Annotated in this window: 12 protein-coding genes; 2 read left to right on the top strand and 10 right to left on the bottom strand. The window is 72.4% G+C overall.

Annotation, left to right across the window (positions count from 1 at the left end):
• Positions 1-359 precede the first annotated feature (359 nt).
• Positions 360-1,235 (top strand): peptidoglycan-binding protein, encoded by an 876-nt coding sequence (locus ACQP09_RS10220; RefSeq protein ID WP_433397761.1) that lies wholly within the window; start codon positions 360-362, stop codon positions 1,233-1,235.
• Positions 1,236-1,254: 19 nt separating this feature from the next.
• Here ACQP09_RS10220 and ACQP09_RS10225 read toward each other — a convergent pair whose 3' ends face one another.
• From ACQP09_RS10225 to ACQP09_RS10245, 5 genes are all read right to left on the bottom strand, one after another.
• On the bottom strand, positions 1,255-1,722 hold the full coding sequence (locus ACQP09_RS10225) for a DUF1772 domain-containing protein (protein WP_433397763.1): 468 nt from the start codon (positions 1,720-1,722) through the stop codon (positions 1,255-1,257).
• 66 nt (positions 1,723-1,788) lie between these two features.
• Positions 1,789-3,339, bottom strand: a complete 1,551-nt coding sequence (locus tag ACQP09_RS10230; RefSeq protein WP_433406538.1) for a YfbK domain-containing protein — start codon at positions 3,337-3,339, stop codon at positions 1,789-1,791.
• 287 nt (positions 3,340-3,626) lie between these two features.
• Entirely contained in the window at positions 3,627-4,541 is a 915-nt protein-coding gene (locus tag ACQP09_RS10235; RefSeq protein ID WP_433397765.1) for an ABC transporter permease, read from the bottom strand.
• Positions 4,538-7,192 carry an alpha/beta fold hydrolase gene (locus tag ACQP09_RS10240; RefSeq protein WP_433397767.1) on the bottom strand — a complete coding sequence of 885 codons (2,655 nt, stop codon included), beginning with the start codon at positions 7,190-7,192 and terminating at the stop codon, positions 4,538-4,540. Before ACQP09_RS10240 ends, ACQP09_RS10235 begins: the two co-directional genes overlap by 4 nt.
• Before the next feature lie 170 nt (positions 7,193-7,362).
• Entirely contained in the window at positions 7,363-7,968 is a 606-nt protein-coding gene (locus tag ACQP09_RS10245; RefSeq protein WP_433397769.1) for a DUF4291 domain-containing protein, read from the bottom strand.
• 162 nt (positions 7,969-8,130) lie between these two features.
• Between ACQP09_RS10245 and ACQP09_RS10250 the strand changes: the two genes are divergently transcribed.
• Positions 8,131-8,361 (top strand): DUF2283 domain-containing protein, encoded by a 231-nt coding sequence (locus ACQP09_RS10250; RefSeq protein WP_433397771.1) that lies wholly within the window; start codon positions 8,131-8,133, stop codon positions 8,359-8,361.
• A gap of 69 nt (positions 8,362-8,430) precedes the next feature.
• On the opposite strand, the gene ACQP09_RS10255 is transcribed toward ACQP09_RS10250, so the two are convergent.
• The 5 genes from ACQP09_RS10255 to iolC are packed head-to-tail and all read right to left on the bottom strand — an operon-like array spanning position 8,431 to position 14,945.
• The gene (locus ACQP09_RS10255; protein WP_433397773.1) at positions 8,431-9,933 is read right to left on the bottom strand and encodes a CoA-acylating methylmalonate-semialdehyde dehydrogenase; all 1,503 of its coding nucleotides are present in this window, start codon (positions 9,931-9,933) and stop codon (positions 8,431-8,433) included.
• Positions 9,934-9,992: 59 nt separating this feature from the next.
• On the bottom strand, positions 9,993-11,999 hold the full coding sequence (iolD, locus tag ACQP09_RS10260; protein ID WP_433397775.1) for a 3D-(3,5/4)-trihydroxycyclohexane-1,2-dione acylhydrolase (decyclizing): 2,007 nt from the start codon (positions 11,997-11,999) through the stop codon (positions 9,993-9,995).
• On the bottom strand, positions 11,996-12,964 hold the full coding sequence (gene iolB / locus ACQP09_RS10265; protein ID WP_433397777.1) for a 5-deoxy-glucuronate isomerase: 969 nt from the start codon (positions 12,962-12,964) through the stop codon (positions 11,996-11,998). Before iolB ends, iolD begins: the two co-directional genes overlap by 4 nt.
• Before the next feature lie 17 nt (positions 12,965-12,981).
• The gene (locus ACQP09_RS10270) at positions 12,982-13,929 is read right to left on the bottom strand and encodes a Cgl0159 family (beta/alpha)8-fold protein (RefSeq protein WP_433397779.1); all 948 of its coding nucleotides are present in this window, start codon (positions 13,927-13,929) and stop codon (positions 12,982-12,984) included.
• Positions 13,926-14,945 (bottom strand): 5-dehydro-2-deoxygluconokinase, encoded by a 1,020-nt coding sequence (gene iolC, locus ACQP09_RS10275; protein WP_433397781.1) that lies wholly within the window; start codon positions 14,943-14,945, stop codon positions 13,926-13,928. Before iolC ends, ACQP09_RS10270 begins: the two co-directional genes overlap by 4 nt.

The following is a 14,945-nucleotide window of genomic DNA, read 5'->3' on the forward strand; positions in this document are numbered from 1 at the left end:
CGACGGTGGGAGTACGGGGAGGGGCGCGCCCAGCACGGAGGAGGGCACCCCTTCCCGTACGCACCCCGGCGCCGGAACTGCCGCCCCATCCACCCCACCCCTCCCCCTAAGCGGAATCCGCCGCACAAGAGTGGCGGGCCGACGAAACGTTCGGTACGGGAGGACGTTCAGGGCGGCGCGAGAACGGGCAAATCGATCCTGTACGGCCCCTAGGCGGAATCCCTCCGCCGGGCTCCCCCACCTCTCCGCAAACCCGTTCGGGCGAGCGCAACTTCGTTGTGCCGTCTGGCATCCGAGCCTGCCCGCCATCCCTCGAACAACCCTGCGAACCCCCGTACCACCTGGAAAGGAGCACCACGATGGCGACGCCTCTGTCCGCCGACAAGCTGCTCAAAGCCCTCCGCGCCGAAGGCCTCCACGTCGTCGAGCACCGGAGCTGGCGTACGAACAACCGGAATCACAAAGGGCCCTGGGGTCCGACGCACGGCGTCATGATCCATCACACCGTCACATCGGGCACCGCCTCCTCCGTCGAGCTCTGCTACAACGGCCACTCCGCCCTCCCCGGCCCCCTCTGCCACGGCGTGATCGCCAAGGACGGGACCGTCCATCTCGTCGGGAACGGGCGCGCCAACCACGCCGGGCTCGGCGACGACGACGTCCTGCGGGCCGTCGTCGCGGAGAAGGCCCTGCCGCCGGACAACGAGGCCAACACCGACGGCAACCGGTACTTCTACGGCTTCGAGTGCGTCAACCTCGGGGATGGGAAGGATCCCTGGCCGGCCGCCCAGCTGCTGGCGATCGAGCGGGCCGCCGCGGCCGTCTGCCGGGCGCACGGGTGGGGCGAGCGGTCGGTGATCGGGCACCTGGAGTGGCAGCCGGGCAAGGTCGATCCGCGGGGCTTCACCATGAGCTCGATGCGTTCCAGGATCGGCAAGCGGCTGGACGGTGCGCCGGACGGACCCGCCGAACCACCTCCGAAACCGGCGTACGAGCCGTTCCCCGGAGCCTCGTTCTTCAAGGCCGGCCGCAACAGTCCTGTCGTCACCGCCATGGGCAGGCGCCTGGTGGCCGAGGGGTGCGGGCGGTACACGGTGGGGCCGGGTCCGGCCTGGTCCACGGCGGATCGGAACTCGTACGCGGCCTGGCAGCGCAAGCTCGGCTACACCGGCACCGACGCCGACGGCATCCCGGGCAAAACCAGCTGGGACCGGCTCAGGGTGCCCAACGTGTGAGCCGGTGAAGGCGAGTCGGCTACAGCGCGACGGCCAGCAGGACGCACGCCACCAGCACCAAGGCGGTGCGGATCTGGTGGAAGGTGTTCCACCGCGGCTCGAACGCCCGGCGGGCGGCGCTGTCGTCGCCGCCCTCCGACGCGGCGAGCGCGTTGTTGAGCGGGATGTTCCCGGCGATCGTGACCAGATGGCCGGCGACCACGCAGACGAGCGCCGCCACGAGCGCCGGGCCCGCCACCTCGTCGTGCTCGCCGAGCCCGGTGAAGAGCGCGGCGGCGGGCAGGGCGACCACGCCGAGGAACAGGACGAGGAAGAGCGGCCCGGGGACCTTCTCGTTGAAGCGGCGCATCGCCGCCGTGAACTGCTCGTCCGTCAGTTCGGCGAGGCCGGGCATGATCGCGATCAGGAACGTCAGCATGATGCCCGCGTAGAGGCCGGTGACGATCACGGAGAGCACCAGGAGCAGGGAGGTCATGGCGGACATCATGACCGGTGACAGCGGTTCGCACAGCCCGTTTTCGTGTGAGTGTGCGAACGCCGTCCGACCCTCCGCTCAGCCGATCTCGCCTTCGTCCTCGCCTCCACCGGCCTCCGGCTCGGTCCCGTTCCTGAGCGCCTCCGCCTGGCCGATCGCCGTCGCCAGCTTCCGTACGGAATCGTCCTCGGTCTCGTCCGCCAGCTTCGCGGCCCGCGAGGCCAGTTCGCGCAGTGCGGGCGTGCCGGGCAGGTCGCCGCCGCGCAGGGTGTCGGCGAAGTAGGCCGCCACGGCTGCCACCTGGAGCCGCTGCGAGTCACCACCCCACAGCGTGCCGTCGATCGTGCCGGTCCGCGCCGAGCCGCTCTCCTCGTACGCCTTGCGGGTCTTGGGGTCGAGCCAGCGCACCGTCGCCTCGGCCACCTCGCCGGAGGCGCCTTCGCGCAGCCGTACGGCGTAGAGCGCGGTCACCGTGTGGCCGGGGCCGACCTCGCCGCCGTCGACGCTGTCGTCGCGGAAGTCCTCGTCGGCGACCTTGCGGTTCTCGTAGCCGATCAGCCGGAACTGCTTGACGTTCCTGCGGTCGAAGGCGACCTGGGCCTTGGCGTCGCGCGCGCGGAGTTCGATGTGGGCGGGCAGCTGGTCGACGAAGACCTTGCGGGCCTGCTCCTCGTCGCCGACGTACGTGGTGTGGCCGTCGCCCCGGTTGGTGAGCCGCTCCATGAACGCGTCGCCGTAGTCGCTGCCGACGCCGACGCCGAAGAGGGTGATGCCGTACTCGCGGCGGGCGGAGTCGATCCGTTCCAGGATGTTGTCGGCGTGGGTGTCGCCGGTGTTGGCCAGCGCGTCGGAGAGCAGCACCACCCGGTTGTTCACGCCCTTGCGGTGGCCCTTGACGGACTCCTCGTAACCGCGCATGATCCCCGCCTCCACGTTGGTGGACTGGGCGGGTTCCATGGCCTCCACCGCGTCGCGGATCTTGTTCCGGTTGCCCTTGAGGCGGGTCATCGGGAGCCGGGTCTCGGCCTCGTCGCTGAAGGTGACCAGGGAGACGGAGTCGTCGTCGCGCAGCTCGTCGGTCAGGATGTTCAGGGACTTCTGCACCAGCCCGAGACGGCCTTCGCCTGCCATGGAGCCGGAGATGTCGACGACGAACGTGAGCGAGGCGGGCGGGCGTTCGCTGCTCGGCGGGGCGGCCTTGGTGGCCAGACCGACGCGGAGCAGCGACCAGTCGGAGGCGCCGGAGCCAGCGGGGATCCGGGCTCCGTCGACCGTGACGGAGAAGCCGTTGCCCTTCGGACGCTCGTAGCCCTGCTTGAAGCTGTTGACGAACTCCTCCGGCCGTACGTTCGCCGGATCGGGCAGCGTGCCGTTGCCGAGGGTGGAGCGTGCGTAGCCGTAGCTGGCGGTGTCGACGTCCAGGGCGAAGGTGGAGAGGTAGTCCGGGGCGGCGATATCCGGGGCCGCCTTGTCTCCGTTCGCCTCGGACGGCCGTCCCTGGTCCGGTGCCACCGCGTCGGGGGCGCCCTTTCCGTCGCCGGTCGTGCCCTGCGCCGGGCGTGAGCCGGAGCGCTTGTCGGCGGTGGCGCCGTCCGACGAATCACCCGCACCGCACGCCGTGAGCACCATCCCGGCGGCGAGCAGAAGCGCCACCGCCCCTGCCAGGCCTCCCACCCGGCGCCCTGACCGGACCTCTGTCGCTCGCTTGCCGTTTCGCTGGTCCATCCGTAACCCCCCACGTCATCACGGTGTCGCGTTCCTATCTCCGACACCTGTGAATGTGACGTACGGGGCCGCCGACCGGAGTCGACGAAAGCGTTGCGGAACCATCTCGATGCGGCAACAGAGGCCGGACGGCGGTCATACGGGGCCGGGCGGGGCGCCTTCGCGGACGCCGAAACCGCGGAACATCAGGTTCAGGACACGATGTCCTTACGACTGAACCCACGGAACGCGAGAGCGAACAGGATCAGCGCGTACGTCACCGAGATCGCCGCCCCCTTGATCATGCCGCCCCACTCCAGTTCCGGCTGGAGCGCGTCGGCCCACGCGAACTGCCAGTGGGCGGGCAGGAAGTCGCGCCAGGAGCCGAGCGCGGTGACCGCGTCGAGCACATTGCCGACGATGGTGAGACCGACCGCTCCGCCGACCGCGCCGAGCGGCGCGTCCGTCTTCGTCGAGAGCCAGAACGCCAGCCCCGCGGTCACGAGTTGGGAGACGAAGATGAACGCGACGACGAGCGCGAGGCGCGGGATGGTGTCCCCGGCCGCCAGCGCGCCCCCGGTCGGCAGTTTCAGCGGCCCCCACCCGTAGGCCGCCGTACCCGCCGCCAGCGCGACGAGCGGCAGCAGCACCATCGCGGCGAGGCTGAAGCCGAGCGCGACGACGAGCTTGGACCACAGCAGCCGGACGCGCGGTACGGGCGCGGCGAGCAGGTAGCGCAGCGAGGACCAGCTCGCCTCGGAGGCGACGGTGTCCCCGCAGAACAGGGCCACCGGGATCACCAGCAGGAAGCCCGCCGAGACGAACAGGGACGTGGCGGCGAAGTTCGCGGCGGACTCGGTCGCCACGTCCATCAGGTTGATCCGGCCGCCGCCCCGGCCTCCTCCTCCGCCGCCGTCCTCGCCGTCCGGCGTGCCGCCGATCGCGAAGGCGATGATCAGGATGAAGGGCAGGGCCGTGAGGATTCCGCCCATGAGCAGGGTGCGGCGGCGGCGCAGCTGGCGCATGGCCTCGACGCGGAGCGGGAGCGTGCGCCCGGCGCGGTAGCCGGCGGCCTCCGGGTGCTCGGGCGCCACCTCGGCCTCGGGTGGCTGTACGGCGGCGCTCATGCTGCTCCTCCGGAGATCAGGGTGAGGAAGGCGTCCTCCAGGCGGCGGTGCGGGCCGACGCCGGTGACCGGGACGTCGAGGCGGACGAGGTCGGCGACGAGGCGCGAGGTGGTGGCCCCGTCCAGGCGGACCAGGAGGCCGCGCCCGTCGTCGGTGCGGACGGCGGAGCCGATGCCGGGCAGGGCGGCGACCTTCTCCGCGAGCGGCTCGGACACCTCCTCGGCCGTGGTCACCAGGATCATGTCGCCGGAACCGGTGATCTCGGCGACCGGTCCGGCCTGCACGAGCCGGCCCCGGTCCATGACGACCAGGTGGGTGCAGGACTGCTCGACCTCGGAGAGCAGGTGGCTGGAGACGATGACGGTCCGGCCCCCGGCCGCGTAACGGATCATCACGTCACGCATCTCGCGGATCTGCGGCGGGTCCAGCCCGTTGGTCGGCTCGTCCAGGATGAGCAGGTCCGGCATGCCGAGCATGGCCTGCGCGATGGCGAGCCGCTGCCGCATGCCCTGGGAGTACGTCCGTACGGCGCGAGCCAGCGCGTCGCCGAGACCGGCGATCTCCAGGGCCTCCTCGATGTGGGCGTCCTCGGCGGGGCGGCCGGTGGCCTGCCAGTACAGGTCCAGGTTGGCGCGCCCGGAGAGGTGCGGCAGGAAGCCCGCGCCCTCGACGAAGGCGCCCACCCGGGACAACACCGGCGCGCCCGGCCGGATGGCCTGGCCGAAGACGCGGATCTCGCCCTCGTCCGGGCTGATGAGCCCCATGAGCATGCGCAGCGTGGTCGTCTTGCCCGCGCCGTTGGGCCCGAGCAGCCCAAGGACCTGGCCCTTCTCGACGCGGAAGGACAGCTCGCGCACGGCGTACCGGTCGACGGACTTCGCGTACTTCTTCGAGAGCCCGGTGATCTGGAGCGGTACGTCGGTGAGTTCGGGGTCCGGTGCGGGCGTGGCGGTCCGGCGGCGGGCGGTGATCAGGAGCGCCGCCGCGATGACGAGGGCGGCGGCCGGGAGGCCCCAGGTCCACCACGGGAGGGTGGCGGCAGCGGTCCTGACGGCGGGTGCGGTGGGGACGGTCAGCGGTCCGTCGGCCGTCACGGTGTAGGTGGCGGGCTCGGCGGGGGACGCGTACCCGAGGTCGGTCGCGGAGAAGACGAGCCGCATCCGGTGCCCGGCGTCGAACTCGTGGTCCACGGCCGGCAGCGCCAGCTCGACCGGCTTGCCCTGCTGGTCGGGCGTGATCCGGTAGGGGGCGACGAGCTGGGAGGGCAGCACCTGCTGGCGGCCGTCCGGCGACACGTCGTACACCTTGCCGAAGAGCACCGCGTCGCGGCTCTCGGTCGCCTTGACGTTCACGCGGACGGTGGGGGTGCCGGTGACGCGTACGGAGGTGCCCAGCGGGGCCGACTCGAAGCGGCCGAACTGCCCGGGGAAGTCGAGCGAGAGGCCGACGCCGAGCGAGGAGAGCTGGGAGAGGCCGCCGCCGATGCCGGGGACGGCGGAGATGGCGGGCGGGGCGGAGCCGGCGGGGTTGCGGAACGTCTTCGTCCCCTCCCCGAGCGGGATATCGCGGCCGCCGCTGCGCAGCCCCGGGTAGGTATCGCTGCTCGCGCCGCGCTTGAGGGCGGCACCGTCGGTGGAGTCGATGCCTCCGGTACGGGTGACGCGGAAGGCGGGTCCGGTGTCGGTGCCGGTCTCCTCCTTCAGGTACCGGTCGAACCAGGCCCCGACGCGCCCCTCGACCCGGGGCGTCTCGTTGTCGCCGCCGTCGTGGCCGCCGGAGATCCAGTCGACGGAGACGGGTGCGCCGTTGGCGCTGATCGCCTTCTGCATGGCGTCGGCGTGGCCGAGCGGGAAGAGGGAGTCGGACTGGCCCTGGAGGAGGAGCGAGGGGACCTTGATGCGGTCGGCGACGGCGGAGGGCGAGCGCTCGGTGAGCAGCTTCGTCGCGGCCGCGTCGGGCTTGCCGCTGACGGCGACCCGCTCGTACATCTCGCAGAGCTGCTTCTCGAACTTCTCGCAGCCGCCGCCGGTGGTGATGAAGATCCCGGCCCAGAGCTTCTTGAAGACCCCGTCGGGGAAGAGGGCGTCGGCCAGGTTCCAGTACGTGATCACGGGCGCGATGGCGTCGACCCGCTGGTCGTGCCCGGCGGCGAGCAGGGAAACGGCCCCGCCGTAGGAGGCGCCGGTGAGGCCGACCCGGGGGTCGCCCTTCTTGTCCAGCTCGACCTCGGGCCGCTCCGCCAGCCAGTCGATGAGCCCGGAGACGTCCTTGACCTCGCCGTCGGGGTCGTTGAGCGAGATCGCCCCGCCCGACTTGCCGAACCCGCGCGCCGACCAGGTCAGCACCGCGTACCCGTCGGCGGCCAGCTTCTCGGCCTGGGCCCGCACGTCGTTCTTGCTGCCGCCGAAGCCGTGGCCGATGAGCACGGCGGGCCGCTTACCGGAACCTCCGGTGGTGAAGTACGAGGTGTCGATCGGCACTCCGCCCGGCCGCAGCATCCGGTCCTCGCGCTGCACGGCGGGCGGGCCGTCATCGGCGACGGCGGTCCAGGTGCCACCGCCCACCAGCACGGCGAGCACGGCGACGGCCGCGGCCCACCGGCCAGGTGTACGGGGCAGCAGGCGCCGCCATCGAACAGTAGGGGTCTCCATCCCTCGACCCTAAACGGAGGACGCAACCCGGTTGAGTGCCGCCAGGGGGAGGTGGGCAGCCTCCCTGAGAGGTACGGTGCGCCCTTCCCGTACTCCGGACGCGGTACGGCCCTTATCCCGGCCGAAGGCCATTGCGGACATTGGCCGCGCAACGACCGTGACGGACCGGACTACTCCCCGGCCCGTACCGGCCGCGGCGCGGTGAGGTCCAGCGGCGTCTCCGCCGGCAGCAGCGCGGCGGCCTTCTCCCGCTCCCCCGCGCGCACCGCCGCGTGCACCTCGCGGGCGAGCGGGGTGACATTGCGTACGGAGACGGTCCACTCGTCCGCGTACCGCCGGGACGCCTCGCCGCTCAGCCCCAGCTGGAGGGAGCGGTACGGGAGCGGGTTCAGATCCAGGTCGCGCTCGGGGTCCCACTGCACGCGGGCGGGGGCGGTGCGCAGGCTCTGCTTCCAGGACGCCTCGTCGGGGTGCACATCGCGTACGTGGTGGGAGAGTTCGGCGTGCGCGAGGGCCCACTCCAGGCCGGCCCGGTCGATCTCGACGGCGAGGACGACCTCCTGGCCCTCCTTGGTGCCCCAGCCGCAGCGGTACATCATCCACAGGAAGCTGGGCTTGATCCACGTCATCCGGTCCCGCTTCCACTGGGCGGGGAACCTCCCGTCGCGCGCGGCGGGGAGCCCGATGGCGGGCGGGTACGCCTGGTAGACGGTGACCGTGGTGGCGGTGTGCAGCGCGCGGATCTCGTAACGGGGCGGGAGGGGCGGGGTGTTCATGGAGCCAGGGTGCGGGACGTGGATGCGGGGCCGCACCCCGTTTATTCCCGGCCGTCCGCCGCCATGGTGCGGCATGATCGGCCAGGGCCGTGGCTGCGGGGGCCGTCGGCCGTTCATCGAATCGCACCATCGAGTCATACATCCGGGGAGCGCGCCACCACCATGCATGTCGAGTACGACCACGAGAACGACAGCGCGTACGTCTCCCTCGTCGCCCACATCGCCGATGGCGCCTCCGTACGGCAGATTACCGTCGGGACGCCCGACGGGAACGCCGAGTTGACCCTCGACTTCGACGCGGCCGGCCGTCTGCTCGGCATCGAGGCCGTCGGAGCCCGTGCCGCTCTCCCGGAGGAGGTCCTCCGCCGGGCGCCGGGCCGTCCGCCGGGGTAGCAGCCGGCGCGCTTCCCCCGCCCGCCCCCGGCAATCACCGAGGACGGGCGGAGAGCCGCGCCAGGACGGTCAGTGGTTGCGCGGGAACCCCAGGTCGACGCCGGCCGGGGCGTCCGCCGGGTCGGGCCAGCGGGTGGTGACGACCTTGCCGCGGGTGTAGAAGTGCACGCCGTCGTTGCCGTAGATGTGGTGGTCGCCGAAGAGGGAGTCCTTCCAGCCGCCGAAGGAGTGGTAGCCCACCGGGACCGGGATCGGCACGTTGACGCCGACCATGCCGGCCTCGACCTCCAGCTGGAAGCGGCGGGCCGCGCCGCCGTCGCGGGTGAAGATCGCGGTGCCGTTGCCGAACGGCGAGGCGTTCATGAGGGCGACGCCGTCCTCGTACGTCTCCACGCGGAGCACGCACAGGACCGGGCCGAAGATCTCGTCCTGGTACGCGTCGGAGTCGGTGGAGACCTTGTCCAGGAGGGAGAGGCCGATCCAGTGGCCGTCCTCGAAGCCCTCCACCGTGTGGCCCGTGCCGTCGAGGACGACCTCCGCGCCCTGGGCGGCGGCGCCCGTGACGTACGAGGCGACCTTGTCGCGGTGGGCGGCGGTGATCAGGGGGCCCATCTCGGAGGCGGGGTCGTTGCCGGGGCCGATCGTGATCTTCTCGGCGCGCTCGCGGATCTTGGCGACCAGCTCGTCGCCGATCGCGCCGACCGCGACGACCGCCGAGATCGCCATGCAGCGCTCACCGGCGGAGCCGTACGCCGCCGAGACCGCCGCGTCGGCGGCCGCGTCCAGGTCGGCGTCCGGGAGGACGAGCATGTGGTTCTTCGCGCCGCCGAGCGCCTGGACGCGCTTGCCGTTGGCGGAGGCGGTGGCGTGGATGTAGCGGGCGATGGGGGTGGAGCCGACGAAGGAGACCGCCGCCACGTCGGGGTGGTTGAGCAGGCCGTCGACCGCCACCTTGTCGCCGTGCAGGACGTTCAGGACGCCGTCCGGAAGGCCCGCCTCCGACGCCAGCTGGGCCAGCAGGTTGGCCGCCGACGGGTCCTTCTCGCTCGGCTTCAGCACGAACGTGTTGCCGCACGCGATGGCGAGGGGGAACATCCACATCGGCACCATGGCCGGGAAATTGAACGGCGTGATGCCCGCGACCACGCCGAGCGACTGGCGGATGGACGAGACGTCGACCCGGCTGGAGACCTGGGTGGAGAGCTCGCCCTTGAGCTGCGTGGTGATCCCGCACGCCAGCTCCACGATCTCCAGACCGCGGGCGACCTCGCCGAGCGCGTCCGAGTGCACCTTGCCGTGCTCGGCGGTGATCAGCGCGGCGATGTCGTCGCGGTGGGCGTCGAGCAGCGCGCGGTAGCGGAAGAGGACCGTGGTGCGCTGAGCGAGCGAGGAGGTGCCCCAGGTGGCGTACGCGGCCTTCGCGGCCGCCACCGCCGCGTCGACCTCCTCCACCGAGGCCAGCGCCACCTGCGTGGTGACCTGGCCGGTGGCCGGGTCGGTGACCGGACCGTACTGGCCCGACGTGCCCTCCACTGTCTTGCCGCCGATCCAGTGGTTGACGGTCTTCGTCATGACGTACTCCTTCAGGCTTCAGGCAGGCGTGGGGGCCGGTTCAGGTGGTCAGGCCGGTCTCACAGGTGGCGGCGTCGGGCGGCGACCTGCCGGTCGTACTCCTCCCGGGCCGTGACCGCCGCCGGACGGCTCGCGGTTTCGGCTACCGGAACATCCCACCACGCCTGTGCCGGAGGGGGGCCCGACACTGTGTCGGGCGTTTCGGTCTCGACGTAGACACAAGTGGGGCCCTCGGCGTCGCGAGCCTCGGAGAGGGCTTTGCGCAGGTCGTCGACGGTGGCGGCGCGTAGGACCCGCATGCCGAGGGAGGCCGCGTTGGCGGCGAGATCGACCGGGAGCGGCGGGCCGGTGAAGCCTCCGTCGGGGTCGCGGTGGCGGTAGGCGGTGCCGAAGCGCTCGCCGCCGACCGCCTCGGAGAGGCCGCCGATGGAGGCGTACCCGTGGTTCTGGAGGATCAGGAGTTTGAGGGGGAGGTTCTCCTGGACGGCGGTGACGATCTCGGTGGGGTTCATCAGGTACGTACCGTCGCCGACCAGCGCCCAGACGGGGCGACCCTCACGGCTCTGGGCCCGGGTCGCGAGCAGGACGCCGATCGCGGCCGGGATCTCGTAGCCCATGCAGGAGTAGCCGTACTCCACGTGGTACTGGTCCCGGGAGCGGGTGCGCCAGAGCTTGTGCAGGTCGCCGGGGAGCGAACCGGCGGCGTTGATGAGGATGTCGTCCTCGGTGACCAGCGCGTCGAGCAGGCCGAGGAGCTGGGTCTGGGTGGGGCGCGCGGTGGGGTCGGGGGTGGTGAAGGACGCTTCGACCTGTTGCTCCCATGCCTCCTTCGCGCCGGTGTACTCCGTCTCGTACGCCGGGTCGATCCGGTAGCCCCGTCCGGCGAGGGCCGCCGTGAGCGCCTCCAGGCCGGTGCGGGCGTCGGCGACCAGCGGGAGGGCGGCCAGCTTGTGGGCGTCGGAGCCGGTGATGTTGAGGTTGAGGAAGCGGACGGCCGGGTTCTCGAAGAGGGTGCCGGAGGCGGTGGTGAAGTCCGTGTACCGGGTGCCGACGCCGATCACCAGGTCGGCGGTGCGGGCCAGCTCGTCGGCGGTGGCGGTGCCGGTGTGGCCGATGCCGCCCACGTCCGCCGGGTGGTCGTGGCGCAGAGCCCCTTTGCCCGCCTGGGTGGAGGCGACCGGGATGCGGGTGGCGGCGGTGAAGGCGGCGAGCGTCTCCTCGGCTCCGCTGTGACGGACCCCGCCGCCGGCGACGATCAGCGGGCGGCGGGCCGAGCGCACCGCCCGTACCGCCGCTTCCAGTTCGGCCGTGTCGGGCGCCTGCCTGCGGACCCGCCAGACCCGCTCGGCGAAGAACTCCTCCGGCCAGTCGTACGCCTCCGCCTGCACGTCCTGGGGCAGCGCGAGGGTGACCGCGCCCGTCTCGGCGGGATCGGCCAGCACCCGCATCGCCTGGAGGGCCGCCGGAATGAGCGCCTCCGGCCGGGTGACCCGGTCGAAGTAGCGCGAGACGGGGCGCAGGCAGTCGTTGACCGACACGTCACCGGCGTACGGCACTTCGAGCTGTTGCAGTACGGGGTCGGCGGGCCGGGTCGCGAAGGTGTCGCCGGGGAGGAGGAGGACGGGCAGGTGGTTGATGGTGGCAAGGGCCGCGCCGGTGACGAGGTTGGTGGCGCCCGGGCCGATGGAGGTGGTGACCGCGTGCGCGGAGAGCCGGCCGGACTGGCGCGCGTACCCGACGGCCGCGTGCACCATGGCCTGTTCGTTACGGCCCTGGAGGTACGGCATGCGGGGCGCGGTGCCGTTCCCGTGGCCGTCGCCGTTCAGCGTCCCGTTGCCCGCCCGGTTGCCTGCCCCGTTGCCCGGCCCGTTGCCCGCCTCCACGAGCGCCTGTCCGATGCCGGCGACGTTGCCGTGGCCGAAGATGCCCCAGGTGGCGCTGATCAGACGGTGGCGGCGGCCGTCGCGCTCGGTGTACTGCCGGGCGAGGAAGGCGACCAGGGCCTGAGCGGTGGTCAGGCGGCGGGTGCTGGCGGGCCGTGCGCTCGCGGGACTCGTCGGGCTCAACCTGTTACCTCCGGGCCGGGCGACGGATGCGCCGTGTCCGGGCGGGCCGTCTGCGGATGCGCCGTGTACAGCGGCAGTCTGGCGTCGACCGGCTCGTCCCGCCAGGTGTCGCGGATCCATCGGTGGTCCGGATGGTCGCGGATCAGCCAGGCCCGCTCCTCCCCCGGCCCCGCCATGACGTTCAGGTAGTAGAGCGTGCGGCCGGGCGGGGCGATGGACGGGCCGTGCCAGCCGTCGGGGATGAGGACCGCGTCGCCGCTGCCGACCTCGGCGAGGACCTCCGTACCGCCTGCGCGCGACGGCGAGACCCGGTGGTAGCCGAGGCCGCCGCCCTCCACCTCGAAGTAGTAGATCTCCTCCAGCTCGCACTCCTCGCCCGGCACGTGCTCGTCGTGCTTGTGCGGCGGGTAGGAGGACCAGTTGGAGCCGGGTGTGAGGACCTCGACGGCGATCAGGCGGTCGCAGTCGAAGGTGTCGGCGGCGGCGAAGTTGTTCACCTGGCGCGAGCAGCTGCCGGTGCCGCGCAGCTCGACGGGTACCTCCGGCGCGGGGCCGTAGCGAGCGGGGAGTCGTCGCTCGCACTTCGCTCCTGCCAGGGCGAAGCGGCCTCCTGCGCCGGAGGCGATCTGTGCTCGGTCGTCGCGCGGCACGTAGGCGAAATCACTCACCCCGCTGAACACGCTTTCCCGGCCCAGCAGTTCAAAGGTCTCCCCTGCCGTACGCACCGTACAGGCACCGGCCAACGGCAGGACGATCCATTCACATTCCCCGGTGACCAGCGTATGAACTCCGCCCGGCTCCAGCTCCAGAACACGGAGATGGGACCGGTCCCATCCAGCCATTTCCGGATCGATGTCCAGGACATAGGGCCCGCGTGCGGCGGTGCCGGCGGAGAGATGGTGGCGTGGCGCGGCGGGCGGAGCGCCTCCGGTGTGGTGCCCGTGGTGTTCATGGTGCGTTTCCATGGCCCCTCCTTACCCGGCTACAGCAGCGATACGGCGGTGTCGACGGCCCCCGCCACGTCGCCGTCGACCGGGTAGAGCAGCGAACGCCCCACGACCAGCCCCCGCACCGTCGGCAGCCGCAGCGCCTCGCGCCACTTCCCGTACGCCCCGTCCAGGTCGTCGCCCACCTCGCCGCCGAGCAGGACGGCGGGCAGCGTGGAGGTCTCCATGACCTGCGCCATGTCGTCCGGATGCTCGGTGACGGGGACCTTGAGCCAGGTGTACGCGGAGGTCCCGGCCAGGCCCGAGGCGATGGCGATGGACGTGGCGACGGCGGCGGCGCCGAGGTCGTTGCGGAGGCGGCCGTCGACGCGCCGGCAGAGGAACGGCTCGACGAAGACCGGCAGCCGGTGCGCGGCCATGGCGTCGATGGTGCGGGCGGCGGTGTGCAGGGTGTCGAGCGAGCCGGGGTCCTCGTGGTCGATGCGGAGCAGCAGCTTCCCGGCGTCGAACCCGTGGCGGACCAGGTCCTCGGGGCGGTGTCCGGTGAACCGGTCGTCCAGTTCGAAGGCCGCGCCCGCGAGCCCGCCCCGGTTCATGGAGCCCATGACCACCTTGTCCTCCAGGGCGCCGAGGAGGAGCAGGTCGTCCAGGACGTCGGCGGAGGCGAGGACGCCGTCGACGCCGGGCCGGGAGAGGGCGAGGCAGAGCCGCTGGAGCAGCTCGAACCGGTTGGCCATGGCGAGCGCCCGGTCCCCGACGGCGAGGGCGCCGCGTGCGGGGTGGTCGGCGGCGATGATCATCAGCCGGCCGGGGTGGGCGGTGCGGTCGCGGCCAGGGCGGGCGGTACGGTCGCGGTCGGTGGGGATGTCCGCCGTACGGAGCAGAGGCCTCCGCTTCCGTCGCGCGGCGGCTTCGGCCACCGCTTCGGGGCGCTCGGCGCGGAGCCGGACCAATTCGCGGAGGGAGGCCGCGGCGGGGGTCATGAGGCCGCTCCGGCGGGCCCGGTCGTGCTGTCCGCCGTCACGGCTCCCGCCGCGAGGGCCCGCTCCACCTCGTCCGGGAACGGCATCGCGGAGGAGCAGGCGAGGCGGGAGGCGACGATGGCCCCGGCGGCGTTCGCGTACCGCATGATCCGGGCGATGTCCCAGCCGGCCAGCAGCCCGTGGCAGAGCGCCCCGCCGAACGCGTCCCCGGCGCCGAGCCCGTTGACGACCTCCACCGGCAGCGGTGGCACATCGGCGGTGGAGCCGTCGCGGTGGACGGCGAGAACGCCCTTCGGCCCCTGCTTGACGACGGCCAGCTCCACGCCGGCGGCGAGCAGGGCGCGGGCGGCGGCGTGCGGTTCGCGTTCGCCGGTCGCGATCTCGCACTCGTCGATGTTGCCGACGGCGACGGTGGCGTGGGCGAGCGCCTCCCGGTAGCGGGCGGGCGCGACCGAGCTGTGGTCGCCGCCGTCCCAGAACATGGGCCGCCAGTCGAGATCGAACACGGTCGCGGTACGAGACGCTCGGGCCGGGCTCTCGCTGCGCGCTCGGAGGGCCGCCAGCGTCGCGGCCCGGCTGGGCTCGGCGCTGAGCCCCGTACCGGTCATCCAGAAGATCCGCGCATCGCGCACCGCGTCCAGGTCGAGTTCCGGCGGGTGGATCTCCAGATCGGGCGCCTTGGGCTGCCGGTAGAAGTAGAGCGGGAAGTCGTCCGGCGGGAAGATCTCGCAGAAGGTCACCGGCGTCGGGTACTCCGCGACCTCCGTCACCCACCGGTCATCCACCCCGAACCCCCGGAGCTCCTGGTGGAGGTACTCCCCGAACGCGTCCCGGCCGGTCCGGGTGATCAGCGCCGTACGCCGTCCCAGCCGCGCCGCCGCCACCGCCACGTTCGCCGGGGAGCCGCCGAGGAACTTGCCGAACGTCTCCACCCGGGCGAGCGGCACGCCGATGTCGAGCGGATAGAGGTCCACCCCGATCCGCCCCATGGTGATCACGTCGTACGGCTCGGCCAT

Origin of the sequence: Streptomyces sp. CA-146814 (assembly GCF_050942385.1) — a bacterium.
Classification (GTDB): domain Bacteria; phylum Actinomycetota; class Actinomycetes; order Streptomycetales; family Streptomycetaceae; genus Streptomyces.